Source organism: Synechococcus sp. CC9616, from assembly GCF_000515235.1.
Taxonomy (GTDB): Bacteria; Cyanobacteriota; Cyanobacteriia; order PCC-6307; family Cyanobiaceae; genus Parasynechococcus.
In genome coordinates this window covers 2,173,227-2,198,569 of sequence record NZ_KI911558.1, presented here as the reverse complement: position 1 = coordinate 2,198,569, position 25,343 = coordinate 2,173,227, and the positions used below count along the sequence as shown (strand labels likewise).

Here is a 25,343-nt window from a genome sequence, read left to right as displayed (position 1 = left end):
AGCGCGAAGCGTCATGAAACAGGACGAACGGCGGGAAGCGATCAGGACACAACGGGAACAACTGATCCGGGAGCTTGAAGCGCTTTATCTGGCAGCCTTCGATCGGCTTGGTCAGCTTGAAGGCGACGTCGGAGAGGTGAAAGCCGCCCAGCTCACCCAGATGATCCTGAATTCAAAAACCGGGGCGATTGAGCCGCTGCTCAAGGAAATCGAAAAGCCTGTGATCACAACGCCAGCTGGCGACACACCATGAGCTGGCTGGACCAGCTGGAACGAGAGCTCGATGCACGGCTGTCTGCATTTCTGCGCAGCAATCCCAATCAGGAGCGACTGTTCCAGGACCAGCACCTCAAGGATCGGGCTGAAGCCCTCAAGAGACAAAGAATCCAGCTCCAAGCAGAAGCAGATGTTCAGCGACAACAACTGCTCGATCTCGCCGCAGACGTACGGGCCTGGCGGGACCGCATGAATCGGGCCAAGGGGGCTGGAGCCGCTGACCTGGCTGCTCGGGCGTCAAACCATCTCGACGGCTTGATGCAACAGGGGCGCCATCTCTGGAGCGACCTTGATGATCTGGGACGCCGCTTCTCAGAGGTGGATCAACAGCTGGCAAGGCTCAGCGACGAGGAAGCCAAAGCCAGCAGACCAGTCGACCTGGACAAGGACTGGGCGTTGTTCGAGGCTGAACAGGAGCTGAAGAACCTGAGACGTCGTCATGGCCTCGACCCCTGAAGGTCAGGCCAGGTATCTCAGGCCTTGGGAGCCGGGGGTTCCAGGCTCACACCCTCGGGTGGAGGTGTCGGATCCGGATCGGCGATCAGCATGTGCTGCAGAACGATCTCAGGACGTTCGCTGTCACGCCAGCGGATGCGATAAGCCGGCATCTTGGTGCCACGGCTGGTGGTCTGTTCGACGGGTTCCATCACCCAACCCCGACGAGAACGGCCCTGCGGATTGCGCTTGACCACCGCATCGGCGTGCTTGAAGCGAAACCCTACGCGCTCACCACTCATGGAGTTCGGACCATGCCACTGCCCTAATTATCCACTCTGGGGGGGCAAACCTCTCAAACATCTGGACGTAAAAGCGGAAAAGCGATCACATCCCGAATTGACGGGCTGTCCGTCAGCAGCATCACCAGCCGATCGATCCCGATCCCAAGGCCTCCCGTCGGCGGCATCCCGACCTCCAGTGCATTGACAAAATCCTCATCGAGACCCTGGGCCTCCAGGTCTCCAGCCACCTTGCGAGCTTGCTGGTCCTCCAATCGTTGTCGCTGATCCACGGGATCGATCAGCTCACTGAAGGCATTGGCGGTCTCACGACCCACGATGAACAGTTCAAAGCGTTCCACGAGGCCTGGTTTACTGCGGTGCTTGCGGGCCAGAGGTGAGATTTCGATCGGATAATCCATCACGAACGTGGGTTGAATCAACTCTGTTTCAACGCGTTGTTCGAACGCTTCATTCAGCAGACGGCCGACGCTGTCCGCCTTGCTGGGCACCTCAAGACCTGCCGCCTGCATCGCCTCCGAGGCTGCCTCACGGCTGTCGAAGCCGTTGAAGTCCAACCCGGTGGCCTCCTGCACCAGTTCATGCATGGTGGCGCGACGCCAGGGCGGCGTGAGATCCACCTCAACCCCTTGATAGGTCAGACGTGTGCCGCCGCAGACCTGCTGGCAGACCGAACTGATCATCGACTCGGTGAGCTCCATCATGTCGACGTAGTCGGCATAGGCCTGGTACACCTCCACAGAGGTGAACTCAGGGTTATGGCGGGTGCTCACCCCCTCATTGCGGAAGATGCGGCCGAGCTCGTAGACCCTTTCAAATCCACCCACCACCAGACGCTTGAGGTGGAGTTCCGTGGCGATCCGCAGATAGAGAGCAAGGTCGAGGGTGTTGTGGTGCGTCACGAACGGACGGGCATCCGCACCACCCGCCTCCGCCTGGAGCACAGGCGTTTCAATCTCAAGAAACTGACGCTCATCCAACCAGCGACGAATCCCACTCACCGTGAGAGCGCGACGGCGAAAGGTCTCGCGCGACTGCGGTGACACGATCAGGTCGAGATAGCGCTGGCGATAGCGCTTCTCAACATCAGCCAGGCCATGCCACTTATCGGGCAAGGGCTGCAACGCCTTGCTGAGCATGCGCCAATCACGGACCTTCACCGACAACTCACCCCGATCCGTGCGGCGAAGAATGCCTGTGACGCCCAGCCAGTCCCCGGCATCGACAAGGCCCGTGATCTGTTTGAACCAGCCTTCCTGCTGCGCCTCGAGGCCGGCCTTCTCCAGAAACAGCTGGATGGTGCCGGTTTCATCAGCAAGGGTAAAGAAGGCGAGCTTGCCCATCACCCGGCGGGTCATCACACGACCAGCAACGGAAACGGTGACATCCCGCTCCTCGCCATTCGGCAGATCCGCGTGATCGCTCTGCAACGTCGCCAGACGGTGAGAGGGGCGGAAGTGCAGGGCATAGGGCCCCTGATCCAACTCCTGAAGCGAATGGGCCTTCTCCAGGCGGGTGTCGCGCAGATCAGACACGGATGAACGGCAGACGGGCGTCATCTTGCCCGCCCGTTGGTCGGATGTCGCTAATCAGCCGTCAACCCCAGGTCAGGCTGTCGCTGTTTCTCCAAGCCGCTGAGAGGCATAACCGATGCCGCGCACCGTGAGAATCAACTCAGGGTTGCGAGGATCCGGCTCCAATTTGCCGCGCAAACGGGCCACATACACGTCAACGACGCGAAGATCAGCGGCACGCCGAGGCGGATAGCCCCAGAGCTGCTCGAGAATTTCGGCTCTTGGAACCACGCTCCCTGGATCACGGAAGAGCAGCTCAAGCAAACTGAACTCGGTGTAGGTGAGGTTGATGCGTTCCCCACCGCGACTCACCTGTCGGCGGTTGGTGTCGACCACCAGATCACCCAGCTTGAAAACACCCTGGCCAGTGGGCACATCACGGTTCTCAACGACGGCATTACCGCGACCAACTCTCCGCAGAATGGTGGCAATGCGCGCCTCTAACTCCTTGGGACTGAAAGGCTTTGGTAAGTAGTCATCCGCTCCGAGGTCCAGCCCTGCAACTCGTTCGGAGATCGCCTCAACGGCTGACAGAAAGATGATCGGTACGCAGGATTCAGCGCGCAGCCGACGGCACACCGCGAAGCCATCGAGCTTCGGAAGCATGACGTCGAGAACGATCAGATCAGGCTCTTCCCTGTGGAAGAGCTCAAGGGCCTCTTCCCCATCTTCAGCACAGAGAACGCGATATCCAGACAGCTGCAACCGCATTACAAGGACACGCCGCACAGCTGCCTCGTCATCCACCACCAAAATCGTGGCTTTTGGTTGCGAGGGCCCACTGCCCGTCATCGGCCACACGCTTAACGACGTGTAACCCTACAGTTCAATGTTGCTTTGGTGATGTAAAAAGCCTGCACCGCAACCTGTTTTCCGATTCTCTTAATAATTCAAGCGTCCGGCCATCTCGAGGTTGCGTACTGATTCCACTCTTTTGCAGCCGATACAACAGCCTGATCACTGCTGATCTGCTCCAACATCGCTTTCTGCAACTGGGTGTAGAGGATCTTCTGGAGCCGCTTGATCCCCGGCAGCGCCGGCACAAGCACGCGGGCCTGCTCCAGAGTTTTGGCAGACAACAATCGCGCTGATCGAATCTGAGCCGCGGCCGCAGTGGTGGGTTGCTCCCGCTCGAGCGCTTGACGAATCGTCACGAGGGCCTGCTTTGAAGACGGCAGAACCCTGGCCTCTGTGGCGAAGCGGGTCTGATTGGCCGCATTCGTGAGATATGCAGCGAAGTCGACAGCCTCTGCGCGGCGTTGACTCTGACGCGGCACAGCCAGAGTCATCAGAGCCACATTGGCAGTGCCATCAGAGCCGGTGAGAGGAGGATGGGGTTCGGTCACAGCAGCCACACCGGGCGCATTGGTCTGGATGCTGCGCAAAAATTCCGCACCTGTCGCCGCCAGGGCCAGATCACCGCTCTGGAAGAGCTCGATGGCCCGTCGCTGGCCCTGGCTCACCACTTCGCGGGGCAGGAGCCCAGCTCGATAGAGATCAGTCCAGTAGCGAAAGGCTCGACGGCCAGCAGGGCTGTCGAACGCAGCGCGACGCCGATCATCCAGCAGCGTCACGCCCATCTGCACCAGCGTTTCCAACATCTCGGCCGAGTCATCCGGCACCACGGTCACAAACAGGCCATAGCGTCCGGTTTTGTCGCGCAGACGACGGGCGAAATCCGGAATTTCACTCCAATAACGCGGCGGTGAGGCGATGCCGGCCTGCTCCAGCAGGCTGCGGTTCACAAGGCTGAGCCGCACGGTGAGGTACCAGGGGATCGCGATCTGCCCGGCATCGTCATCACGGCAGGCCTGCCAGACCGATGGCAGATAACGCTGCTCCACCTCCTTCGACAAAAGAGGCGAAAGATCACTGAGCCCCCCCTTGCTGGCGAGATTGGCCGCAAATGGCGGATTGAGATTCACCAGATCCGGAGCCGTGCGTGCAAAAACGGCCGCCAGCAGCTTGCGTTCGACAGACCCCCAGGGCAGATCGGTCCAACGCACCGGCAGACGCGGGTGGCTGCGCTTCCATTCGGCCAGCAGATCAGCGAAGTAAGGATTGAATTTGGGCGCCAGCTGCAGCGTCCAGAGATCCAGCTCCTGTCCGGACGTTGTCGGACGACCACAGGCCGCCAGGGACGTAGCAGCAGCCGCAAGCAGCAGTTGGCGGCGCGTCCAAACCCCCGTCATGCCGGCGCCCTCCGTCGCCAGATCAACAGCTGAATCGAGACCAGCATCGGCGCGAGCAAGGCGGTGATCAGGGACTGACTCCAGGTGGTCTTCCAGGCCCAGCCAGCCAACCAGGGACCCAGCTCACCACCCTGGAGCACAAGAATCTGCAGGATCAGGCTGAGCCCGAGAGCGACGCTCCCGATCCAGGCAAGCAAACCGAGATTGAGGCTGCGCTGGATCGGTGGGGCACGGCGGCCCAGGCGACCCCACCACCAGCCCAGCAACAGCAAGGCTGGAACTTGCGTGGCTCCCCCGAGGCTGAGTCCATCCAGAACCAACCCCAGGGAAACTCCAGCGAAGGCACCGGACACAGGACCATCCACCAGGGACCAAGGCAGTAGCCAGAGCACGGCCCAGGCGGGACCAACGCCGGAAACTCCGAACCAGCTCGGCGTGGCCAGCGAGAGCAAAGGAACTAGGAGGGCTGTGGCCAGGGACAGGGGCTGACGGTGCAGGCGTGCCATGGTCAGCGCCTGCGGACCTGAACCCAGTCGATCGCCTCTGGTGCGGCGATCAACTGCACCACAGCGTGGGGAGCTGGAACAGCCCGCTCGTCCACCGACTGGACCACGCCGATGGGCAGGTTGGCCGGCAGCAGGGTGCTTGCGGGTGATGTGCTTACCAGATCCCCGGGCCGAACATTGGGATCCTTTTCGATGAACCGAAGCTGGGGTCGGCTGGTGCCCATCCCCACGAGCAGTCCATGACTGCGAGAGCGGGGCAGCCATACACCGACCTCCGTCCCCGGAGCTGTGAGCAACTTCACCCGACTGGTTGCGGGGGTGACGCTCTGAACCTGCCCCACCAATCCGCCGGGACCCATCACCGCATCACCTGCTGAGATGCCGTTTAGGGCACCCTTGCCCAGCTCCAGCTGCTGCCACCACCCGCGGGGGGAACGTGAAATCACAGCAGCAGAAAGGTTCTCCGGACTGTTCCCTCCATCCTGCAAACCGAGCAATCCACGCAGGCGCCGGTTGTCGGCCTCAAGAAGCTGGAGCGTTGCCCTTGCCTCCAGATCTGCCGCTGCACCCAACCACTCGCTCTGGGCAGGGCCTGGCCAGAACGGACGGATCAGCAAGGCATAAGCATCAGCAAATCCGGCGCCTTTGCTGGCACGGACCAAAAGGAAGGCGATCAGCAGGAGGGACCATGGCCAGAGCTTCAGAAAGCCCCGCCAACTGCTGCCGCCGGGCCACTGAGTCGGTGCCACGGATTTCAGGCGGTGACGGCGGAGCGGACGAATTCAGGCGTATCGACCACGCGCTGGAGACGCTTCCAGTCCTCCAGCACCTGACCGCAGCCATTCACCACACACAACAGAGGGTCCTCTGCCACATGAACGAAAATCCCTGTTTCATGGCTGATCAGGTCACTGATCCCGCGGACGAGAGCGCCACCGCCGGCGAGCATGATGCCACGGTCAACGATGTCTGCAGCGAGTTCAGGAGGCGTGCGCTCGAGGGTGCGCTTCACGGCCTCGACGATCACGTTGAGGGGCTCAGCAATCGCCTCGCGCAGGTCACCGGCCTTGAGATTGATGGTGCGCGGTAACCCGGACAGCAAGTGCAGCCCGCGCACATCCATGGATTGCTGATCGAATTCGTTATCCGGAAAGGCCGATCCAATGCGGATCTTGATGTCCTCAGCAGTGCGCTCGCCCACCACCATGTTGTGGACCTTCTTGAGATACACGCCGATCGAATCGCTGATCTCATCACCGGCCACACGCACCGACTCGCTCAGGACCGTGCCACCAAGACTCAGCACCGCCACCTCGGTGGTACCACCACCGATATCAACGATCATGGTTCCCACCGGTTCGGTGACGGGAAGCCCGGCACCAATCGCTGCGGCGACCGGCTCATCAATCAGGTGAACTTCTCGGGCCCCGGCCATACCGGCTTCGCGGACCGCGCGACGCTCGACCCCGGTGACGCCGCTGGGAATTCCAACAACCAAGCGGGGAGCCATGATTCCGCGACCCTCATTGCCTTTGTTGATAAAGGTTTTGAGCATCTGTTCAGCGGCATCGAAATCGGCGATGACGCCGTCTCGAAGTGGCCGCACCGCGCGGATGTTGCCGGGCGTACGGCCCAGCATCAGCTTCGCTTCATCCCCCACAGCGAGGGTGGCACCGCGCTCGAGATCGAGGGCGACCACAGAGGGCTCCTGAAGAACAATGCCGCGGCCTGAAACGTAAATCAGGGTGTTCGCGGTGCCCAGATCGATGCCGATGTCTCGTGACAGCTGGAAGCGACGGAGAAACACAGACACCGATTTCAGATCGCAGAAGTTTAGGGGCGTTTTCCAGGCAGACCTGATACATCCGACGTCAGGGGTGGAACTCCTTAAAAGCAGCCACTTCATCTGTGGCGCATCATTGACCAAATCACAGGAGAGAGTCATCCATGGGCGTGAATTCCGTCACCCTTGTCGGCCGTGCCGGCCGGGATCCCGAAGTTCGCTACTTCGAATCAGGCAGCGTTGTTGCCAACCTCACCATGGCCGTCAACCGGCGCAGCCGGGACGATGAGCCCGACTGGTTCAACCTTGAAATCTGGGGCAAGCAGGCCCAGGTCGCAGCGGACTACGTCAAGAAAGGGTCCCTGCTGGGGATCGTCGGCAGCTTCAAATTGGACCGCTGGAACGACCGCAACAGCGGCGAAGAGCGCAGCAAGCCGGTCGTCAGAGTCGACCGGCTGGAACTGCTCGGATCCAAACGCGACAACGAAGCTGCTGCTGGCGGTTTCGGCGGCAACCAAGCCAGCGACGAAGAGATTCCCTTCTGAGGGAATTGTGTGGTGCCGCAGGTCAGTCCGAAGACTGTTCAGTCGGATGACTGTCGGCGGCGCCAGACCCGCAGGCCCAGCCAAATGCCGCCGGCCAGCACAGCGATAACGAGCAGAACCTTGATCACCTTCGAGACGGGGTCGATCCAGGCCTCGACATTGCTGTAACCCTCCCCGAGCACCATGCCGGCGACAGTGAGCAGCAGCGTCCAGATCAGGCTGCCAGCCGTGGTCCAGATCAGAAAAGGACCCATCGGCATCATCTCGATCCCGGCGGGAACAGAAATCAAGGTGCGGATGCCCGGCACCAGACGTCCCCAGAACACCAGGGCGTTGCCATAGCGGGTGAACCAGCGGTGGCTCCGCGCCAGCTCCTGGGGACTGATCCCAATCCACCGACCGTGGCGAGCCAGCCACTGTTCAATTCTGTCTTCGTTGATCAAACGACCGATCCCGTACCAGGGAAGTGCTCCAAGCACTGTTCCCAACAGCCCAGCGAGCACAACCGGCACCAGCTGCAACTGGCCCTGCTGCACATAAAACCCGCCTAAGGGCATGATCAACTCTGACGGGATCGGCGGAAACAGATTTTCGAGAAACATCGCCGCGAAAATTGCGATGTACCCGAGCCATTGGTTGGACTCCACGGCCTGTCCGATCAGCTCAGGCAGCTGCGTGATCAAATCAGAAAGCCCCATGGAGACCGCGCGAAACGGCGCAAGTCTTCCACGCCGACTAATCAGTTACAACTAAATTCCTATTCATGACAAAGTTTGACCTAAAAATATTCCTAAGAACACCATTTTCACGCAGTCAATCCCAAAACCGTCAAAGCCCTTTCGCGAATCTCAGTGGCTGCTGAAGGGTCGAAGCGCGACCAGCGGGTAATTTCAAAGACAATATCTTTTGCAAGCTCTTTCTTTCCTTTGCAAAGTATAGAAATTGATCTCACTATAGCACTTATAATCTCTTCGTCAGAAGAATATTTTTCAAGTATTTTGTGATTCAACAGGCCATTTTCGTGAATCGCTTCTCGAATTGCAATCTGTTTCTTGCTGATTTGAAAATCGCTTACGCAAGACTTAAACCTTGCCTTAATATCTAACCAAAGGCGTGAGTCGATTGCACACATTTCACGAAGCCTTGGAAGCGAATATTCAAAAATCTTCTTCTGAGACGCTGTTGCTTTCCCAAGCTGAACCGGGTTGTGCTTCAAATCAGAAAATAAATTAATGATCGGTGGGAGATCATACATTTTTTCAATGCATATTAATGATGCATGCAAATAATCAGGAATAATAAACACCTTAACTTTTTGAAGCTGACTCTTTGCGACCTCGTAAAGCAATGCATGCTCAGAGTTCAGCGGGAAACAAGACAGAGTTTCTAAGTTTGATTCTCGATCAAAAGAGACTGAGTCGGCAATCGCTAAACCTGCGAGGCGCTTAGCAACACCATTTTGCTCATGGCGAAGTGGACCCGCCATTAACACCTCGAGCTTTTCAACAGCTTTCTGCTGAAAGCCTGTGAAATCCAAATCATTACCCACAAAATCAAATGCTTTCGAATGAAACCGAACAATTCCACTAGAAAGTCTTTTCAAGGGGTCGCGAGCATTGATCCATAAATCCCAGTCACCTCCAATACAAGACTCGATCCCAGAACAAAGATGTCCCCCTAGGATCCCACCATCGCGACTCTTACTTCTCACCTCATTCAATGTGAGAATTTCCGGTAAATCATATCGTGGCCATCCGTAGTCGCTAAACTGAGTACCAACCTTCAAATATGCGCTACCAAAATTACTCGACAACAATGAGTTCATCGTTGATCCCGCGCAACGCCAATTGTGCATAAAAAAAGCCTTCTTGCGACCAAGAGTGCAAGAAGGCTTCAAAAATACACTCATCTCAATTCAACAACTAGACACTAAATTACCACCGAGAAACGTCGATGGATCAATAGCGGTAGTGGTCTGGCTTGAAGGGGCCTTCCACCGGCACGTTGATGTAATCGGCCTGGTCCTTGCTCAGCTCGGTGAGCTTGGCGCCGATGCGATCGAGGTGAAGACGCGCCACCATCTCGTCGAGGTGCTTGGGCAGCACATAAACCTCTTTGCCGTATTCGCTGCCTTTTGTGAACAGCTCGATCTGCGCCAGCACCTGATTGGTGAAGGAGTTGCTCATCACGAAGCTGGGGTGACCCGTGGCACAACCGAGGTTCACCAGGCGTCCCTCAGCCAGAAGGATGATCCGATTACCGCTAGGCAGGGTGATGTGATCAACCTGCGGCTTGATGTTCTCCCACTCATAGGTCTTGAGAGAGGCGACATCGATCTCGTTATCGAAGTGGCCGATGTTGCAGACGATCGCCTCGTCTTTCATCTTCAGCAGGTGCTCATTTCGGATCACCTGGTAGTTGCCGGTTGCGGTCACGAAGATGTCCATCTGATCAACCACATCCTCGAGACGCACGACCCTGTAACCCTCCATGGCCGCCTGCAGTGCGCAGATGGGATCCACTTCGGCAATGCAGACGGTGGCGCCAAGGCCGCGCAAGGACTGAGCTGAGCCCTTGCCCACATCGCCGTAACCCATCACCAGGGCCTGCTTGCCAGCCACCATCACATCGGTGGCGCGCTTGATGCTGTCCACCAGCGACTCGCGGCAGCCGTAGAGGTTGTCGAACTTGCTCTTGGTGACCGAGTCGTTGACGTTGATGGCGGGGAAGGGCAGCTCACCGCTCTTCTGCATCTTGTACAGACGCGCCACACCGGTGGTGGTTTCCTCGGTCACGCCCTGGATCTGCGCCTTGGTGCGGCTGTAGAAGCTGGGATCCTGAGCCAGCTTCTTCTTGATGGACGCGAACAGGAAGGTCTCCTCTTCGTTACCTGGATTGTCGAGAACGGTGATGTCCTGCTCCGCCTTGCTGCCGAGCATCACCAGCCCGGTGGCATCACCACCGTCATCCAGGATCATGTTGGGGGAACCACCATCGCCCCACTCGAGAATGCGGTGGGTGTAATCCCAGTACTCCTCAAGGGTTTCACCCTTGACGGCGAACACCGGAATGTTCTGGGCTGCAATGGCGGCAGCGGCGTGATCTTGGGTGGAAAAGATGTTGCAGGACGCCCAGCGCACCTCAGCGCCCAGCTCCACAAGGGTCTCGATCAGACAGGCGGTCTGGATCGTCATGTGCAGAGAACCGGCGATCCGGGCTCCCTTGAGAGGCTTTTCCTGGCCGTACTTCTCTCGAAGCGCCATCAGCCCTGGCATTTCGGTCTCGGCAATGTCGAGCTCCTTGCGACCGAAGTCGGCAAGGTTGAGGTCGGCAATGACGTAATCATTGGCGAGCTTCAGCTCGGCCGTTGTTGTGGGCGCTGCCACCATGGTTTTAATGCTCCCTAGGAGTCGTGAAGATCAATCGCTGCAGAGACGCCGAGACTTCGGGCTCGCTTGTGGCGGACTCTACAGGGCTTGCCTGGCATCTTGAGACCCTTGAGACCACCCACGTACTGGGGCGTCAACTGGTCGAGCAACTGCCGCCGGGTTCGATTCTGTTGTTGAACGGCCCACTTGGCGCTGGCAAAACGTCTCTGGTTCAGGGGTTGGCACAGGGGCTGGGAATCACTGAACCGATCACCAGTCCAACGTTTGCGTTAGCGCAGCACTACACAGGCGGGCACTTACCCCTGGTGCATCTCGATCTGTATCGCCTGGAGCACCCCGCTGCTGCCGATGAACTCTTTCTTCAGGAAGAGGAGGAAGCCAAAGCCCTCAACGCCCTGATGGCGGTGGAATGGCCTGAACGTCTCAGCTTGTCCTTGCCGGAAGCCTGGAGCGTGGTGCTTGAGCCGCTGGCCAGCGGCGGACGGCAAGCTCAGCTCATTCCTCCAAAGGAGACAACCTCTGACTCGCTGGGTTGAGGATCGATTGCGCCAGCGCCACCGCAGACCAATGCCCCACAGGCGGCTGCAAAACGCAGACGCTCCGGCACCGGCGCAGCCCAGCGATGCAACAGGCCTGCGGTGAAGGCATCCCCGGCACCAGTGGTATCCACCACCTTGGAGGGCTTGAACGCGGGGATCTGAGCAGACACGCCATCCATGCGGCAGCGCACCGGCTGTGCACCGTCGGTCACCACCACCGCTGGTTGCTGCGGAAGAGCGGCCTGGATATGAGCGGGATCGTCGGAGCCAAAAAACCAAAGCGCCTCCTCCCGAGCCAGCTTGATCAGTGCGGCCTGCTGCAGGAGCGGCTGGATCGCCTTCAGGGCAACTGGCGCAGGCCCACTGCCCGGATCCGCTGAAGCATCCCAGAACGTTGGGCGCCAGTTCACATCAAGAGCAATCGCTGTCCCCTGCCTGCGAGCCAGATCGACGGCACAGTGCAGAGCCTGCGCGGATTGGGGCGTCGCCAGAGGAATCGTGCCGATCAGCAACCAGGAAGCCACTGTTGCAAGTTGGGGCCAGGCTTCAGCCAATCCCTCTGCAGCCAGGGCCTGATCGGCAAATCCCAAACCTGCGTCACCGGCGAAACCCTGGAACGTCCGCTCACCGGAACGATCCCGCCGCACCAGCACGACGCGTGAGGGACGCTCAGGGTCAATCTGCAAGCCAGCTCGATCGACCCCACGATCTTTGAACAGAGCCTGGAACGACGCTCCAATATCGTCGGCGCCGAGGCGTCCGAGGAAGGCAGCCGATGTGCCGAGGCGCGCCAGCGCGCAGGCCACATTGGCTGGGGCCCCGCCAAGACGGTCATCAAATGGTCGGCCGACGAGCGGATCGCCCCCCGGCGGTCCAAGGCGATCGATTAGAGCCTCCCCCAGGCACAACACCTGTGTCGGACGACCGGTCTCCAACATCAGGCCGCGCTGCGACTTGCTCCAGCCTGGTCAGAGTCGTTGAACTTGCCAAGCAAAGCCTCGATGATCCTGGCGTTGGCAGCTGGAAAGGGGTAGTCGGCAAGGTCGCTCGGTCGAACCCAGCGCACCTGCTGGCTGGCCAGTGGTTGCGGATCTCCGGAGAGCCAGGTGCAGAGATGCACCACAAAGCGCAGCTTTTTGTGGCTGTAGGCGTGGTCGATGCAGATCAACTCCTCCCCGACGCGGACCTCAATCGACAGTTCCTCGCGCAGCTCACGAGCAATGCACTCCGAGATGGCTTCTCCTTCTTCCTGCTTGCCTCCAGGGAACTCCCAGAGTCCGCCCAACAAACCCTCTTCGAGGCGTTGATCAATCAACACGTCACCCCCAGCATTCAGCACAACACCCACGCCGATCACCTGAAAGGGCAGAGGCTTGCGGTCGTCGGTCACGGGCCAGCGGGTCGGATCGCCGGCAGCGTAGGCAGCGCAATCGCCGATCCAGGGACAACACCGGCAATTGGGATGGCGAGGCGTGCAGACCGTGGCACCGAGATCCATCAAGGCCTGATTGAAATCGCGCGGACGTCTGCGATCCAGCAAGGCCTCGCTCACCTGCCAGAACAGGGCCTGATCCCGTGCCGGCGGTGACGGGTGTGCCTTCAGACGCGCCAGAACCCGCCGCACATTGCCATCCAGGATCGGTTCCGCTGCATTAAAGGCACTGGACAGGATGCCCCCGGCGGTGGTGCGGCCAATGCCTGGTAAAGCCAGCCAGCCCTCCAGATCACGCGGCCACGACTGATCCAGAACCATCTGGGCCGCCTCATGCAGGCGACGCGCCCGGGAGTAATAGCCCAGCCCCTGCCACTGCAGGCGAACCTTCTGCAATGACGCCGCGGCCAGGGCCTCAAGGCTGGGGAACGCCTCCATCCAGCGCTGCCAGTACGGAAGCACAACGGACAGCTGGGTTTGCTGCAGCATCACTTCAGCAATCCAGCACTGCAGAACAGAGAGTTCTTCGTTGGGCTCTGGCCAGCGGCCATCCTTGGTGAACATCCACGGCTTCAGGGCAGGGTCTTTACGGCCATTGACGTCCCACCAGGCCAACAAAGTCCGCCTTAGGCCAGGCGCTGTCGCGCTGGGATCGCAATGCTCGGAGCTGCCTCGTTGGTCCATCAGGCAGGAATCCACGCCCTCGTTGGCTTGGGACATCTTGTTAGGGGACGTGAGTCACCGGACTCTTCATGCCTCCCCGTCCTCGGATTGAGGTGTTGCTTCAGAGTGTTTCGGGTCGCAGGCGGCTGGGCCGGTAGGAAATCAGGAAGGCCTGCTCGCCGGCAACGTCCTGCTTCACAGCGGTGATCAAATCTTCACCGGTGTTCCAAACCCAGACCTGGTCGTTGTGGCTGTTGTGTTCAAGGTTTGTGCTGAGAGGTGGGCCGTGCCGGGCGCGAAGTCCCGCAAGAACTTCAGTCATGTCGTCGATGGCGAACTCATAGGCCAGGTGCAACAAGCCTTGATCCGGGTCCACGTCAAAGGTGGCCTGTGAGACGGGAAGTCGATCCAACAACACGTCGCGAGCGACATAGCGCCCGGACTGATCTCGATGCATGGGTTGACCGTCTCCCAGATGGATTTTCACCTGCTCGAGTTGCATGCCCCAAGCCAGACCTTCCACACAAGCTGCCGCGGGACCAGCGCCGCACAACAAAAACAGAGCGATCCCTGCACTGAACAAAAGGTTCCGAAGCCAACTCATCCCTTTCATTCAGTCAGCTTTTCACTTTTTGAAGTGTGCTGAGTCTTGGCTCACTTGCCCATCACTGCTGCGGCTTTGTCGCTCATCAGGCACATTGCTCTGGCTCTAAGCGTCCAATGTCCAGAAGGAACATCCAAATCGCTTCACTCGCCAGCGAAGTTCCAGAAAAGAAGTCCGGTGAATGCGGCTTGCTGCGGTTGTCATCCGTAGACCTGACTAGGACTCGAAGAGCTGGTTCTCCGTCTCAGCCAAAGAACGGATGCATTCCGAACCACTCACAGCAGTAGCCGAGCCTCAAGACCAGGGCGACCAAGACCGCTGTGGCTGTTGCGATGAAGGCAATGCCCGAGGCCATCACTTACAAGGTGACCAAAGGAAAAACGGCATGCCTCCTTTCGGTGCAAAACTCAGCACAACTGATCTTGCAGATGGTGTTAGAAACGTCGAATCTCAGTCAGCAAAGGGATGGTCTTAAAGACTCAATTTGCGACATTCTGAAAGAAGATTCTTTCAAATATTCTCCTGGTTAGGCAACTAATCAGGAGTTTTCACGTATTAGGAAGCAAAGACCTCGCACTCATCGCATCGCCTTGAGACGACGGGCCAACGTTCCACGCAGTTGGCGCCAAAGGCGGCTGTGATGACGCTGCTCCGATCGACGCAGGCGGGCATGGGCAAGCAACTGTTGCTGCTGGGCCATCGCATCCAGCAGACCAGAGAGTTCTGGCTTTAAGGACGCCGCGCGGCGACAGAGCTGGGGAAACGTTTCGCCAGGCGCGGGCACGGCCCCAAGGCTGGCAAGCAAGAACAGACTGCGCTGCAACGGATCCGCAGCTGGTGCACGCTGCAGCCATCGCAGGATCCACAGACCGCTGGCGCCAGCTACGCCGGCCCCCAACAGCACGATCAACCCGGTCCAGTCACCGGCCCAAGCCAGCAAGCGCTGCAGCAGCTCTTGCTGGCCAACCTGATTCCAGCCAAGCCACCACTGGGTCCAGGCGAGATCAAGGCCCCACCACTGCCACTGCATCCAGCGCCACCAGGGTGCCGACATGGCGGCAGCGGCTCCCTCGCTCCAGGGACGTGCCGAGGCATCCACCCGATCGACCCAGGTTGTGGGATCCACCCGACTCCAACCCCGTCCATCCAGCCAAACCTCACTCCAGGCGTGGGCCTCGCTCTGACGGATATCCAGATAAGGCGATCCGCTCAGGGGACGGACTAGACGGCCACCGCGGTAGCCACTCACAACGCGGGACGGGACCCCGGCCGCCCGCATCAGAGCGGAGAAGGCGCTGGCGTAGTGCCCACAGAACCCCACCTGCGTCTGAAACAGGAACTCATCCAATGATCCGGATCGCACAACACCCGGCTGAAGGCTGTAGGTGAATCGCTGCTGGCGGAACCAGTCCTCCGCCGCGGCAAGGCGGGCCTGGTCGTTTGGGAGAGTGCGCCAGGTTGCGGCAAGAGCCTCAAGCTGTGGCTGGCGTCCAGGTGGCAGCTCCAGATCAGTTGCGGTCGCAGGCTGCTGCCGCCAGGGCGCGGAATCGTTCAGCTCCTGCAAGCGATAGACCCTTTGTTTTGCTGGCGGTTGGCGCAGGCGCAACTCACCGAGCGCGTCCAACTGCAGACCTGGCGATGTCGGTCGGGAACGGCCATCCCAGGGCAAGGCATCGCTGGGGCTGGGCTCAACGGTCCACCATTGTTGTCCAGCCGTGCTGGACATGGCCAGGGTCTGGTCAAGGAATCGTTCGGAACGTGCAGAGGGTCGGCGTTGCCAACGCGTCCCATCGAAGTGGGAATGCACCAACACCCGCCAGTAGCCGTCGTCGGGCGGCTCACGGTTCTCTCCCAAACTCAGCCGAGCCGCAGGCGCGTCCGTTCTCACAAGTTCCGCAATGCCGAGGGGATCCAGATCGGGGGACAGGCCGGTGCGCGCTCGAGCGGAACCGCCAAGATCCGAACCCCAGAGAGGGCCGATACGCGGCAAGAGCAAAAACAGCATCAGAGCCAGCGGCAAAGCCGCGGTTATGAGCTGAAGGCTGCGCAGCAAAAGGACTCGAACGCGGGATACGCCAACCACGTCCACCGCCAGCAAAGAGGCGAGTGCCAACAATGCCGAGAGCATCTGCAGCAAGCTGGCCAGCAATCCCGGGGACTGGGCTGCCAGCAATCCCACGGCGATCAACTGCAGCAGCCCGACCAGCCGGAATTCGACGGATCGACGAGCCTCCAGCAACTTGAAACTGGACACCAACACCATGGCGAGGGTCACCCAACCCAGGACCATCGAGGGATCTAGCCCCAGACACTGCAGCAACAGCAAGGGCACGGTGCACCAGGCAAGGATTCGGCTCATGCCACAGCCAGCGCCGCCAGACAGGCATCGCGATGGGCAGCGCCGCGCCTGGGCTCGATTGTGAGACCTGGAAGCTGAAGGCCGTAGCTCTCCCCCTGGTGATGGAGCTGCCAGGTGCAATCGGCGAGATGCTCCAGAGCCCGTTCCCAGGGAACACCCAACATGGGTTTCAGCATTAGGTGCTGACTCGCTGGATCGCTGAACTGCTTCAGCTGCAAGGGACGACCTTTGGCCAGACTTCCCCAGTGGACCAGGGTCAGTCGTTCCCCGGGGCGATAGGGCTTCAGGTCCTGCCACTCCTGCGCTCCAGCCTGACCCTGTTCTGGACAATCGAATTCAACGGGTCCCTGCACGCGAGCGGGATAGATCAGCTGAGGTGTTTCAGGCTCCCAGCGACTCCAGCAGACAAACAATCCCAGGGGAGACGTGGTTGAAATGTGCAGCGCACCCGGACGCTGCAGTCCGCGATGGCTTGGACGCCAGAGCACCTCCAGTTGATGATCTCCAGTCGTGAGTTCAGCAATCTCGTGCAACTGGGCAGCTGAAAAGGACAGCTGCAGGTGTTGCCGCGGCAGGCGGCTGGTCATGAGCAAGGGATAGGCCAACAACTGGCCGGCAAACCCTGGCGATGGCTCGCCACAACGCATCTCCAGACCGCTCAAAGCGTCATGGGTGAGATGCATCGCCAACAGCATCAGGCCCAACAACAAAAAGCTGAGCAGAAGGGTGCCGTTGCTGCGCATCTGAATCGCCACCAGCTGCAGAAGCCCGGCTGCAGCCAGCCAGAGGAGACCAAAACGGGTTGGAAGAATGAACAGATTGCGCAGACCCAGACGCAGCTGTGTGCCGCTCTGACGTCGAATCAGCGGCGGCTTAACGAAGCGCATTCACCTGCTGAAGCAACGCCTGCGTCAGTGGGGCACCGCCATCAGGCTCTGATGGGATCCCGCGATCGAGACGGTGCTCAACCACTGCAGCGCAGACGATCTGAACATCATCCACCGTCACGTGGGGACGCTCCTCAAACAGCGACCAGGCCTGAGCCGCGGCCAGCAGTCCCTGACTGGCTCGCGGTGACAGACCAGTGCCGCACTGGCGTGTGGCCTGCACAAGATCCAACACGTAATGAATCAGGTTCTGTGAGCAATGCTGCTGAGAACAGCGCTGCTGCCAGTCGATCAGCTGAACGGACTCCAAGGTCGACACCAGCGACTCGGTTGGAACAGTTTTTCCCATCAGCAAGTCCCTTTCCGCTGCCCGATCGGGATATCCGAGGCTGAGACGCATCAGAAAGCGATCCAGCTGGGCTTCCGGAAGGGGGCTGGTGCCCACCTGATCAAGACTGTTTTGCGTGGCGATGACAAAGAAAGGCTGCGGCAGCGGATGGCTGGTGCCATCCACGCTGACGCGCCCGGCGGCCATCGCCTCCAACAGGGCACTCTGGGTGCGAGGGCTGGCACGGTTGATTTCATCAGCCAGCAACACCTGCGTGAAAATCGGTCCGGGCTGGAAGCGGAAGCTCGCAGTGGCGGGATCAAACACCGTCAGGCCCGTGAGATCAGCCGGCAGCAGATCGCTGGTGAAACTGACTCGCTTGAAAGCGAGTGCACAACTCCTGGCGAGTGATTCCGCCAGGGTCGATTTCCCCATGCCGGGTCGGTCCTCGATCAACAGATGCCCCCCCGCGATCAGACAGCAAAGAGCCAACCGCACCTGGTGCTGCTTCCCCAGCAGCACGGTGCTGAGGGCTTGGGTGAGCTGGTGCAGCTGAATCGCAGACTCCTCGAACCATGCAAAGTCAATTCTCGTCGTTAATTTCGGGAGGTGTTGCGCTTCTTGGATGACCTTCTCATTCGCCCGGCGAACATGGTTTCTTGGTGCAGCACTGGCAGCAGCACTGGCGGGATGCGGCCAGGAATCGACGAAGCAGACCCCCCTCTCGATTCAGACCACCAAGGTGGGCAATGCCAATTTCGCTCCCGTGGTGGAAGCGATTGCCCCCCTCGAAGCCACAGCAAATGTGGATCTCAAGCCATCCATTGATGGCCGCGTGGTGAAGATCCTGGCCAGGGATGGAGACACGGTGAAGGCCGGCCAGGTGATTCTGGTGCTGGACAACATTCAGGAACGGGCAGCTCTTGATGCGGCTCGATCGGAAGCGGTCAAAGACCGCTTAAACGCGCAACGCTACGAATACCTCTACGACCAAGGAGCTGTCTCCGCCAAGGATCGCGACAAATACATCGCCGAAGCGATCCAGTCCCGCGATGAAGCCCGCTCCGATGAGGCCACCCTCGGCTACAAGGTGGTGCGTTCACCGATCGATGGGGTGATCGGCAACCTCGACATGGTGAAGGTGGGAGATTACGTCACCACAGGGCAGACGATCACAGGAATCGTCGATAACTCCAACCTGTGGACCCTGATGGAGATCCCGTCATCCCTGGCCACAACCGTGCAGAAAGGACAGCCCGTCAGGCTGACCTCCCAGGGCAAGCCACCGATCACGGCGAACGGCGTAGTGGTGTTCATCTCGCCTTACTACGGTCAGGAAGACGAAGCCGGCAGCGCCCCCAATACGGTGATGGTGAAGGCGCAGTTTCCCAACCCCAATGGCGCCTTGAAAGCCGGCCAGTACGTGCAGACGGAGATCGTCACCGGCAACACCACGAGCCTGGCCGTTCCCGTTCAGGCCGTGATGATGCAGGCCGAGCAACCCTTCGTCTATCGGGTGATCCCTTTGAGTCAGGCCCTGCCCAAAATCAAGGCCTCCAAGAGCACGCCGGATAAAACAAAGAAGGAGCTCGAGAAGTTGCCCAGCAACACCCCGATCGTGGTGCAGACCAAAGTTGAGCTGGGAACGCTGCAGAAGAACGTCTATCCCGTCACATCAGGCCTGAAGGCCGGTGACGTGATCGCTGTCAGCAACACCTCGATGCTGCGCAGCGGCATGCCGGTGAAGGTGAGCTCAGCCAAGTCGACAACCTCGGCCAAACCGACGAACTGAGCGCGATGTCCTTTTCCGACAACTTCATCAAGCGCCCGGTTCTGACGACCGTTTGCAGCATCCTGATCGTGCTGGTGGGTGTGATCGCCATCCCGACCCTGCCGATCGCGAACCTGCCCAACATCGCCAACCCCCTGATTCAGGTCTCGGCGGTCTACGGCGGTGCGAATGCCGAAGTCACCGAACAGGCGGTCACCAATCCCCTGGAACAGCAGATCAATGGTGTTCCGGGGATGAGTTACATCACCTCCAACAGCGACATGTTGGGGAACAGCACGGTCAGCGTCTACTTCGACCAGACCACCGACATCGATATCGACCAGGTGAATGTGCAGAACCGGGTTTCCCTGGCAATGCCACAGCTGCCGGAACAGGTCTCTGCCACCGGTGTGTCGGTGGAGCAGAGCACACCCTCGATTCTGCTCGCCTACGAAGTGGGATCCAGCGAGGGCCAGTTTGATGCGGGTTATCTCAATGGTCTGATCTACGACCAGCTCTATTACCCGCTCTCACGCATCAATGGCGTCGCCACCGTGACGGTGTATGGCGGCGCCAACCCGGCGTTCTGGCTGTTCGTTGACCCCGACAAACTCGCCGCCAACGGCCTCACCTCGGAAGACGTGACCTCGGCCGTGCAAGCCCAGAACAGCATCGCCGTCGGAGGCCTTGTCGGCGGGCCACCAGCCGCAGGAAATCAGGCCTACACCTACCCGATCCTGGTGGAGAACAACGGGAATCTCACCTCGATCGACGATTTCAACAACCTGATCCTCAACCGCTCAGCAACGGGCAATCTGTTGAAGCTCAGCGATGTAGGTGAGGTGCGCTACGGCACCAACACCTACTCCGTTCAGGCGATCGACAAAAACAATCACCCCTCTCTGACCATCGGGGTGTTCCAAACGCCGAGCAGCAATGCCCTGGACGTGTCCGATGCCGTGGTGAAGCAGATGGAGCAGTTCGCCTCCACCGCACCGCCCGGCGTCACGGTGAATCAGATCTACGACATCGGTGAATTCATCGAAGCATCCGTGGATGGCGTGATCGACGCCCTTGGACTGGCGATCGTGCTCGTTCTGATCATCCTGTTCGTCTTCCTGCAGAACTGGCGCGCCACGTTGGTGCCCAGCCTGGCGATTCCGATCTCCCTGGTGGGAACGTTTGCGTTTCTGAAAGTTTTCGGCTTCTCGATCAACCAGCTCACCCTGCTGGGCCTGGTGCTGGCCACCGGGCTTGTCGTGGACGACGCGATTGTCGTGATCGAAGCCGTCTCCAGCAACATCGAGAAAGGCATGAAGCCCCGAGAGGCAGCTCTGGAGTGCATGGGTGAGCTGTTCGGCGCCCTGCTAGCCACAGCCCTTGTGCTGATGGCGGTGTTCGTGCCGGTGGCCTTCTATCCCGGTGGCATCGGGATCATCTATCAGCAGTTCGCGCTCACGATCGCCTTCTCGATCGCGATTTCAGCCTTCAACGCCCTCACCTTTTCGCCGATGCTGTCGGGCCTAATCCTGCCCAAGCAGAAACCCAAGGAGCCGCGCGGCTTCTCATGGATTGTGATCGGGGTGATCGTGGGACTGGCCTTCGGTCACTTCAGTGCCGATTCCTTCGGGTCCTGGACTTACATCCTCGGCCTGGTTGTCGGTGCCCTGGCCGGCGCCAATCTCGGTCTGATCTTCCGGGTGTTCAACGCCGGATTCGCGCGGCTTCAGTCGTTCTACGCCACGCTTCTGAAGATCCTGATCAAAGCGCGACTGCTGATCCTGGCTGGACTCGCCGCCGGAATCGCCCTCACGATGTTCGCCTTCGGCGCCCTGCCCACGGCCTTCATCCCTGACGAAGACCAGGGGTATGGCCTTGGCATCTACCAGTTGCAGAACGGCGCCTCACTCAACGAAACCAAGGAGTTCGCTTCGGCGATCGCCAAGGTGCTGGGCGAAGAACCGGAGCTGGAAAATGCCGCGATCATCAGCGGATCTGGCTTCAACGGCTCCAGCCCGGACCAGGGACTGTTCTTCTTCGGCCTGAAGCCGCTCTCCGAACGTAAACAAGCCAGCCAAAGCGCCGAAGCGATCATCAAAAGCCTCAACGAAAAACTGGTTGGGCTCAGTGATGGCATGGCCGTCGCCATCGGGCCGCCGGCGGTTCCAGGCTTCTCGCCCCAAGGTGGCTTCTACTTCCAGTTCAACGACCTCAGCAACGGTGCTTACTCGTTCAACCAGCTCTCCGACATGGCGGGTGAACTGATCAAGGAAGCCAACGCCAGCGGCGACTTCCAGAAGGTCTATTCCCAGTTCAATCCAAGTTCACCAGCTGTTGGGCTCTCGATCGATCGGGACGTGATGGGTGCACTCAACGTCGACTATCAGGAAGCGATGGACACGATCGCCGCCCTCGCTGGCAGCAATTACACCGGTCTCACCTATGAAGCCGGCGAGGTCCGCAACATCTACTTGCAGGGAGCGCCGGATCAGCGCGAAACCATCGAAGACGTGCTCGGCTATTACGTCCGGTCCAGGGATGGTGAGCTGGTGCAGGTATCTCAGTTCGCCACAGCAGACCTGAGCAGTGCACCTCCCACCATCAACCACTACAACCTGTCCCGTTCCGTCCTGGTCCAGGGCGGTCCGGCGGCGGGCAAGAGCAGCGGCCAGGCCCTCAGTTCGATTCAGAAACTGTTTGAGTCGCTCAACTTCAACAACATCGACTACGCCTTTACCGGTCTGGCAGCTCTTCAGCTGTCAGCCGGCAGCGCCAGCGTTCTGGTGTTCGGCCTTGGCGTGTTGATCGTGTACCTGGTGCTGTCAGCCCAGTACGAGAGCTATGTGACGCCTGTGATCATCCTGGCCACAGTGCCTCTGGCGATGTTGGGTGCACTCACCTTCCTGGCGATTCGCTCAATCGACCTGAACATCTATGCCCAGGTAGGACTGGTCACGCTCATCGGTCTGGCGGCCAAGAACGGAATCCTGATCGTGGAAGTGGCTGAGCAGAAGCTCAAACAGGGCATGAACGCCAGCGAGGCGGTCGTGGCCTCAGCTGAATCCAGGCTGCGTCCCATCCTGATGACGGCCATCGCAGCCCTCGCGGGCTTCCTTCCCTTGGTGGTGGCCAACGGCGCTGGAGCCAACAGCCAGCAGTCCCTCGGCACCGTGATCTTTGGCGGACTGGTAGTGGCCACGGTGTTGTCCCTTGGGGTGGTGCCGCCGTTTTATGTGTTGGTGAAGAACCTGGAAGACCGGCTGTTCGGTGGCGGCAGACCGGCACTCGACGAGCCAGCGACTGATCAGCCAGCCGGCAATCTGTCAACTGGGGCATGAAGCCAGCAAGACAATTCCTGTGGCAGTGGCAGGACTGGACAGTTGGCTGGTCTTTGAGCCAGCCCCAAATCGATTCCGAGTTGGCGGTGCTGCTCATCCATGGCTTCGGAGCGAACACGGGCCACTGGCGCTTCAACCAACCTGTGCTGGGCAAACTGGCTCCCACCTACGCCATCGATTTGCTGGGCTTCGGCCGCAGTGATCAACCCAGGGCACGCCTGAAGGATGAAGCGATCGAACCAGGCGCCGTGCACTACGGCTTTGATCTCTGGGGCCAGCAGGTGGCAGACTTCTGCAAGGAGGTCATCGAAAAACCCGTCTTGCTGGTCGGCAATTCGATCGGCGGCGTTGTGGCCCTGCAAGCAGCTCAGATGCTGCTGGAGGGTCCAAGCAAGATCTCCTGCAAAGGTGTCGTGCTGATTGATTGCGCTCAGCGCTTGATGGATGACAAGCAACTGGCCACACAACCCGCATGGATGGCTTTGATCAGGCCGCTACTTAAAACCTTGGTGCGGCAGCGCTGGTTAAGTACGGCCCTGTTCCGCAATGCCGCACGGCCTGGCGTGATCAGGCAGGTGCTGAAACAGGCCTACCCCAGCGGCAACAACATCGACGACACGTTAGTGGAATTGCTTTACGAGCCGACTCGCCGTGAAGGAGCAGCAGAGGCATTTCGCGGCTTCATCAACCTTTTCGACGATGTGCTGGCTCCGGACCTAATGAGAGATCTGGAGATATCTGTCGACCTTATCTGGGGCGAGAAGGATCCATGGGAGCCTTTAGTGGAAGCAGAACATTGGAATAACAACATCAGCTGCGTGCGCTCGCTCGAAGTTATCCTAGGAGCTGGACACTGCCCCCATGACGAGAACCCTCAGAAGCTAAATGAGCTTCTTCTTGGTAAGATTAAACAAGTTTAAACTACACAATTATAATGAGTAACTTCCTTGAAGCCTCCAAAGAATTACACAAAAAAAATTCTTCTTTTGGAAAAGCATCAGAATACAACACAAAAGGATCAATGAAACATGAGCTAACTATTCCACTAGCCGTCGCTGCCGCCCATCAAGTCCAACCGATCCAACATATTCTTGATCATGGATGCGGAAAAGGAGGACTTGTCAATGCCATCAATGAAGATACATCAGTTCCCGCGAAAGCCTATGGCTACGATCCTGCAGTCACGGAATTTTCGCAACTCCCCGATCATCCATTTGACATCATTACATCAATTGACGTACTCGAACATGTTGGCAGAGAAAACATTGGCGAAACTCTCAAAGAAATAAAAACACTTGACCCAGCCTTTTTTTTCTTTTGCATTGACTTACTTCCTGCCTCAAAAAAAACATCTGATAAAAGAAATGCACATTTTTTAGTTGCTCCATCAGACTGGTGGGCTCAACAAATTAAATCATATTTTAAGATCGTTACCGCCATAGAAGTTGGAGAAATGCCTGATCAGTCAAATTACCCTATCCATCTTTTTGGGTGCGCAACAAATTCCATCAAGAATTTTGATGCAATGACCACATTTCTACGGAACGTGCGAGTAGCTAACAAAAATTGGATTTGGAATCCCACCCAAGGGGGAGCAACTCTTCGCTAACGATTAATAAGAAAAGACAGCTCTTGTCTGGTTATTCTGCCAGACAAGCCCAGCCAACAGACCCTGATAAAATCTGACTGCATCGAAACTCATAATTATTATTTTTTAGATTGAAGCTTGCTTATCAGCAGATGAAGTCATGACATGCCAAAACTGTTGATCACTAAGCGCGCCAAGACTCCAAAGTACTGCAAGACATTGATAATCTTCAACAAGGAATCTCTTTAAATTACCGAGGGCCTTGGCATCAAGATCCTGATCAATACGCCTCTTGGATAAGTTACTTCTTTCTCGCATGCCTGATGCGTCTATTCCCAAAATCCTGGAGCAATCCTCAACTAAAGTCTCCTGACAAACAACGCCAAAAAGATTGGAAGGAGTAAGAACACCAAATAAAGGTTGGCAGTAAAAAGATATCGACTCTCGTAAATGGTGCACGGATCGGAAATCTCTTGCTACAGCCTGATCAAGCCGGTTATTAGGCCGATACAAAGATCGAGCGATGTTACCAAGGCTTTTATATTTACTGAGAATTTTTGCCTCTCCGGGGAAGCGATCAATTTGATGTGAAGCCAAGTCTTCAAGAACGAGCTTTTTTCGCCATTCAAAAGCCGAAAAAGCCCTTTCTATGGGATTGCGTACACAAAAAAAATAATCACAGCTAGGATCAACAACCACACCATTGATGTGTGATTCAAAAAAAGAAGAATATTTTTCAGCAATTACCGTTGAACGATAAAGTGCTGTTTTAAGTGTAGAACCTCCGCACTTGCCAATGTGTACAAACTGAAGTTTGCGCTTCAAATTACAT

Annotated in this window: 26 protein-coding genes; 9 read left to right on the top strand and 17 right to left on the bottom strand. The window is 58.5% G+C overall.

The genetic code is table 11. The annotated features are described in order from the left end of the window. Nucleotides 1-13 precede the first annotated feature (13 nt). Both SYN9616_RS0112415 and SYN9616_RS0112410 read left to right on the top strand, forming a co-directional pair. A complete protein-coding gene (locus tag SYN9616_RS0112415; RefSeq protein WP_028953373.1) occupies nt 14-253 on the top strand; it encodes a hercynine metabolism small protein in 240 nt (79 codons plus the stop codon). Continuing rightward, a complete protein-coding gene (locus SYN9616_RS0112410; protein WP_028953372.1) occupies nt 250-732 on the top strand; it encodes a hercynine metabolism protein in 483 nt (160 codons plus the stop codon). Before SYN9616_RS0112415 ends, SYN9616_RS0112410 begins: the two co-directional genes overlap by 4 nt. A 17-nt stretch (nt 733-749) precedes the next feature. On the opposite strand, the gene SYN9616_RS0112405 is transcribed toward SYN9616_RS0112410, so the two are convergent. From SYN9616_RS0112405 to SYN9616_RS0112375, 7 genes are all read right to left on the bottom strand, one after another. After that, nucleotides 750-1,013, bottom strand: a complete 264-nt coding sequence (locus SYN9616_RS0112405; protein WP_006851112.1) for a hypothetical protein — start codon at nt 1,011-1,013, stop codon at nt 750-752. Between the two features lie 53 nt (nt 1,014-1,066). After that, complete coding sequence (gene lysS / locus SYN9616_RS0112400; RefSeq protein WP_198015183.1) at nt 1,067-2,572, bottom strand: lysine--tRNA ligase; 1,506 nt, start codon at nt 2,570-2,572, stop codon at nt 1,067-1,069. Nucleotides 2,573-2,620: 48 nt separating this feature from the next. After that, on the bottom strand, nt 2,621-3,379 hold the full coding sequence (rpaB, locus tag SYN9616_RS0112395; protein ID WP_028953370.1) for a response regulator transcription factor RpaB: 759 nt from the start codon (nt 3,377-3,379) through the stop codon (nt 2,621-2,623). Between the two features lie 98 nt (nt 3,380-3,477). Then, nucleotides 3,478-4,779, bottom strand: coding sequence for a sugar ABC transporter substrate-binding protein (locus SYN9616_RS0112390; protein ID WP_028953369.1), 1,302 nt, complete (start codon nt 4,777-4,779; stop codon nt 3,478-3,480). Further along, nucleotides 4,776-5,285, bottom strand: coding sequence for a hypothetical protein (locus tag SYN9616_RS0112385; protein ID WP_028953368.1), 510 nt, complete (start codon nt 5,283-5,285; stop codon nt 4,776-4,778). Before SYN9616_RS0112385 ends, SYN9616_RS0112390 begins: the two co-directional genes overlap by 4 nt. 2 nt (nt 5,286-5,287) lie before the next feature. Continuing rightward, the gene (gene mreC / locus SYN9616_RS0112380; protein ID WP_028953367.1) at nt 5,288-6,034 is read right to left on the bottom strand and encodes a rod shape-determining protein MreC; all 747 of its coding nucleotides are present in this window, start codon (nt 6,032-6,034) and stop codon (nt 5,288-5,290) included. 5 nt (nt 6,035-6,039) lie between these two features. After that, nucleotides 6,040-7,092, bottom strand: coding sequence for a rod shape-determining protein (locus SYN9616_RS0112375; RefSeq protein ID WP_028953366.1), 1,053 nt, complete (start codon nt 7,090-7,092; stop codon nt 6,040-6,042). Between the two features lie 140 nt (nt 7,093-7,232). Between SYN9616_RS0112375 and SYN9616_RS0112370 the strand changes: the two genes are divergently transcribed. Next, on the top strand, nt 7,233-7,613 hold the full coding sequence (locus SYN9616_RS0112370) for a single-stranded DNA-binding protein (RefSeq protein WP_028953365.1): 381 nt from the start codon (nt 7,233-7,235) through the stop codon (nt 7,611-7,613). Nucleotides 7,614-7,651: 38 nt separating this feature from the next. On the opposite strand, the gene SYN9616_RS0112365 is transcribed toward SYN9616_RS0112370, so the two are convergent. The 3 genes from SYN9616_RS0112365 to ahcY all read right to left on the bottom strand — a co-directional run bounded on the left by SYN9616_RS0112365 (nt 7,652) and on the right by ahcY (nt 11,002). After that, nucleotides 7,652-8,311 (bottom strand): DedA family protein, encoded by a 660-nt coding sequence (locus SYN9616_RS0112365; RefSeq protein WP_028953364.1) that lies wholly within the window; start codon nt 8,309-8,311, stop codon nt 7,652-7,654. A gap of 107 nt (nt 8,312-8,418) precedes the next feature. Beyond that, nucleotides 8,419-9,438, bottom strand: a complete 1,020-nt coding sequence (locus SYN9616_RS15825) for a hypothetical protein (protein WP_232200426.1) — start codon at nt 9,436-9,438, stop codon at nt 8,419-8,421. A gap of 133 nt (nt 9,439-9,571) precedes the next feature. Then, nucleotides 9,572-11,002: an adenosylhomocysteinase gene (gene ahcY, locus SYN9616_RS0112355; protein WP_028953362.1), complete on the bottom strand. Its 1,431-nt coding sequence runs from the start codon at nt 11,000-11,002 to the stop codon at nt 9,572-9,574. 68 nt (nt 11,003-11,070) lie between these two features. On the opposite strand from ahcY, the gene tsaE reads away from it, so the two are divergent. Then, complete coding sequence (gene tsaE / locus SYN9616_RS0112350) at nt 11,071-11,538, top strand: tRNA (adenosine(37)-N6)-threonylcarbamoyltransferase complex ATPase subunit type 1 TsaE (protein ID WP_232200420.1); 468 nt, start codon at nt 11,071-11,073, stop codon at nt 11,536-11,538. Here the strand turns inward: tsaE and SYN9616_RS0112345 are convergent. From SYN9616_RS0112345 to SYN9616_RS0112335, 3 genes are all read right to left on the bottom strand, one after another. Continuing rightward, nucleotides 11,493-12,479 carry a carbohydrate kinase gene (locus tag SYN9616_RS0112345; RefSeq protein WP_028953360.1) on the bottom strand — a complete coding sequence of 329 codons (987 nt, stop codon included), beginning with the start codon at nt 12,477-12,479 and terminating at the stop codon, nt 11,493-11,495. The genes tsaE and SYN9616_RS0112345 overlap by 46 nt on opposite strands. Beyond that, nucleotides 12,479-13,657, bottom strand: coding sequence for an 8-oxo-dGTP diphosphatase MutT (mutT, locus tag SYN9616_RS15820; RefSeq protein ID WP_051411122.1), 1,179 nt, complete (start codon nt 13,655-13,657; stop codon nt 12,479-12,481). Before mutT ends, SYN9616_RS0112345 begins: the two co-directional genes overlap by 1 nt. Before the next feature lie 100 nt (nt 13,658-13,757). Next, complete coding sequence (locus SYN9616_RS0112335) at nt 13,758-14,240, bottom strand: hypothetical protein (protein ID WP_156918815.1); 483 nt, start codon at nt 14,238-14,240, stop codon at nt 13,758-13,760. A gap of 341 nt (nt 14,241-14,581) precedes the next feature. Here SYN9616_RS0112335 and SYN9616_RS0112330 point away from each other — a divergent pair, with 341 nt between their 5' ends. Then, the gene (locus SYN9616_RS0112330) at nt 14,582-14,770 is read left to right on the top strand and encodes a hypothetical protein (protein WP_232200406.1); all 189 of its coding nucleotides are present in this window, start codon (nt 14,582-14,584) and stop codon (nt 14,768-14,770) included. 47 nt (nt 14,771-14,817) lie between these two features. On the opposite strand, the gene SYN9616_RS0112325 is transcribed toward SYN9616_RS0112330, so the two are convergent. The 3 genes from SYN9616_RS0112325 to SYN9616_RS0112315 are packed head-to-tail and all read right to left on the bottom strand — an operon-like array spanning nt 14,818 to nt 18,336. Continuing rightward, nucleotides 14,818-16,599: a transglutaminase domain-containing protein gene (locus tag SYN9616_RS0112325; protein ID WP_028953357.1), complete on the bottom strand. Its 1,782-nt coding sequence runs from the start codon at nt 16,597-16,599 to the stop codon at nt 14,818-14,820. After that, a complete protein-coding gene (locus tag SYN9616_RS0112320) occupies nt 16,596-17,486 on the bottom strand; it encodes a DUF58 domain-containing protein (RefSeq protein ID WP_028953356.1) in 891 nt (296 codons plus the stop codon). Before SYN9616_RS0112320 ends, SYN9616_RS0112325 begins: the two co-directional genes overlap by 4 nt. After that, entirely contained in the window at nt 17,473-18,336 is an 864-nt protein-coding gene (locus tag SYN9616_RS0112315) for a MoxR family ATPase (protein WP_232200402.1), read from the bottom strand. Before SYN9616_RS0112315 ends, SYN9616_RS0112320 begins: the two co-directional genes overlap by 14 nt. A 103-nt stretch (nt 18,337-18,439) precedes the next feature. On the opposite strand from SYN9616_RS0112315, the gene SYN9616_RS15815 reads away from it, so the two are divergent. Genes SYN9616_RS15815 through SYN9616_RS17455 form a run of 4 tightly spaced genes read left to right on the top strand, consistent with a single transcriptional unit; the run spans nt 18,440 to nt 24,532 of the window. Further along, a complete protein-coding gene (locus tag SYN9616_RS15815; RefSeq protein ID WP_051411041.1) occupies nt 18,440-19,606 on the top strand; it encodes an efflux RND transporter periplasmic adaptor subunit in 1,167 nt (388 codons plus the stop codon). A 5-nt stretch (nt 19,607-19,611) separates the two neighbouring features. Next, the gene (locus SYN9616_RS0112305) at nt 19,612-22,923 is read left to right on the top strand and encodes an efflux RND transporter permease subunit (RefSeq protein ID WP_028953354.1); all 3,312 of its coding nucleotides are present in this window, start codon (nt 19,612-19,614) and stop codon (nt 22,921-22,923) included. Beyond that, nucleotides 22,920-23,843: an alpha/beta fold hydrolase gene (locus SYN9616_RS0112300; protein ID WP_028953353.1), complete on the top strand. Its 924-nt coding sequence runs from the start codon at nt 22,920-22,922 to the stop codon at nt 23,841-23,843. The genes SYN9616_RS0112305 and SYN9616_RS0112300 overlap by 4 nt, the downstream gene beginning before the upstream one ends. Nucleotides 23,844-23,857: 14 nt before the next feature. Further along, nucleotides 23,858-24,532: a cyclopropane-fatty-acyl-phospholipid synthase family protein gene (locus tag SYN9616_RS17455; RefSeq protein WP_156918811.1), complete on the top strand. Its 675-nt coding sequence runs from the start codon at nt 23,858-23,860 to the stop codon at nt 24,530-24,532. 105 nt (nt 24,533-24,637) lie between these two features. Here the strand turns inward: SYN9616_RS17455 and SYN9616_RS17450 are convergent, their stop codons facing one another. After that, complete coding sequence (locus tag SYN9616_RS17450; protein WP_156918810.1) at nt 24,638-25,336, bottom strand: sulfotransferase family 2 domain-containing protein; 699 nt, start codon at nt 25,334-25,336, stop codon at nt 24,638-24,640. Nucleotides 25,337-25,343 lie beyond the last annotated feature (7 nt).

Coding starts and splice junctions, on each gene's coding strand:
- SYN9616_RS17455 (WP_156918811.1), top strand. CDS start 23,858: ATGAGTAACTTCCTTGAAGCCTCCAAAGAATTACACAAAAAAAATTCT.
- SYN9616_RS0112305 (WP_028953354.1), top strand. CDS start 19,612: ATGTCCTTTTCCGACAACTTCATCAAGCGCCCGGTTCTGACGACCGTT.
- SYN9616_RS0112330 (WP_232200406.1), top strand. CDS start 14,582: ATGCCCGAGGCCATCACTTACAAGGTGACCAAAGGAAAAACGGCATGC.
- SYN9616_RS15815 (WP_051411041.1), top strand. CDS start 18,440: ATGACCTTCTCATTCGCCCGGCGAACATGGTTTCTTGGTGCAGCACTG.
- SYN9616_RS0112365 (WP_028953364.1), bottom strand. CDS start 8,311: ATGGGGCTTTCTGATTTGATCACGCAGCTGCCTGAGCTGATCGGACAG.
- SYN9616_RS0112325 (WP_028953357.1), bottom strand. CDS start 16,599: ATGAGCCGAATCCTTGCCTGGTGCACCGTGCCCTTGCTGTTGCTGCAG.
- rpaB (WP_028953370.1), bottom strand. CDS start 3,379: ATGACGGGCAGTGGGCCCTCGCAACCAAAAGCCACGATTTTGGTGGTG.
- SYN9616_RS0112390 (WP_028953369.1), bottom strand. CDS start 4,779: ATGACGGGGGTTTGGACGCGCCGCCAACTGCTGCTTGCGGCTGCTGCT.
- ahcY (WP_028953362.1), bottom strand. CDS start 11,002: ATGGTGGCAGCGCCCACAACAACGGCCGAGCTGAAGCTCGCCAATGAT.
- SYN9616_RS0112320 (WP_028953356.1), bottom strand. CDS start 17,486: ATGCGCTTCGTTAAGCCGCCGCTGATTCGACGTCAGAGCGGCACACAG.
- SYN9616_RS0112410 (WP_028953372.1), top strand. CDS start 250: ATGAGCTGGCTGGACCAGCTGGAACGAGAGCTCGATGCACGGCTGTCT.
- SYN9616_RS0112415 (WP_028953373.1), top strand. CDS start 14: ATGAAACAGGACGAACGGCGGGAAGCGATCAGGACACAACGGGAACAA.
- SYN9616_RS15825 (WP_232200426.1), bottom strand. CDS start 9,438: ATGAACTCATTGTTGTCGAGTAATTTTGGTAGCGCATATTTGAAGGTT.
- SYN9616_RS0112385 (WP_028953368.1), bottom strand. CDS start 5,285: ATGGCACGCCTGCACCGTCAGCCCCTGTCCCTGGCCACAGCCCTCCTA.
- mutT (WP_051411122.1), bottom strand. CDS start 13,657: ATGGACCAACGAGGCAGCTCCGAGCATTGCGATCCCAGCGCGACAGCG.
- SYN9616_RS0112345 (WP_028953360.1), bottom strand. CDS start 12,479: ATGTTGGAGACCGGTCGTCCGACACAGGTGTTGTGCCTGGGGGAGGCT.
- SYN9616_RS0112335 (WP_156918815.1), bottom strand. CDS start 14,240: ATGAGTTGGCTTCGGAACCTTTTGTTCAGTGCAGGGATCGCTCTGTTT.
- SYN9616_RS0112300 (WP_028953353.1), top strand. CDS start 22,920: ATGAAGCCAGCAAGACAATTCCTGTGGCAGTGGCAGGACTGGACAGTT.
- lysS (WP_198015183.1), bottom strand. CDS start 2,572: ATGACGCCCGTCTGCCGTTCATCCGTGTCTGATCTGCGCGACACCCGC.
- SYN9616_RS0112370 (WP_028953365.1), top strand. CDS start 7,233: ATGGGCGTGAATTCCGTCACCCTTGTCGGCCGTGCCGGCCGGGATCCC.
- SYN9616_RS0112405 (WP_006851112.1), bottom strand. CDS start 1,013: ATGAGTGGTGAGCGCGTAGGGTTTCGCTTCAAGCACGCCGATGCGGTG.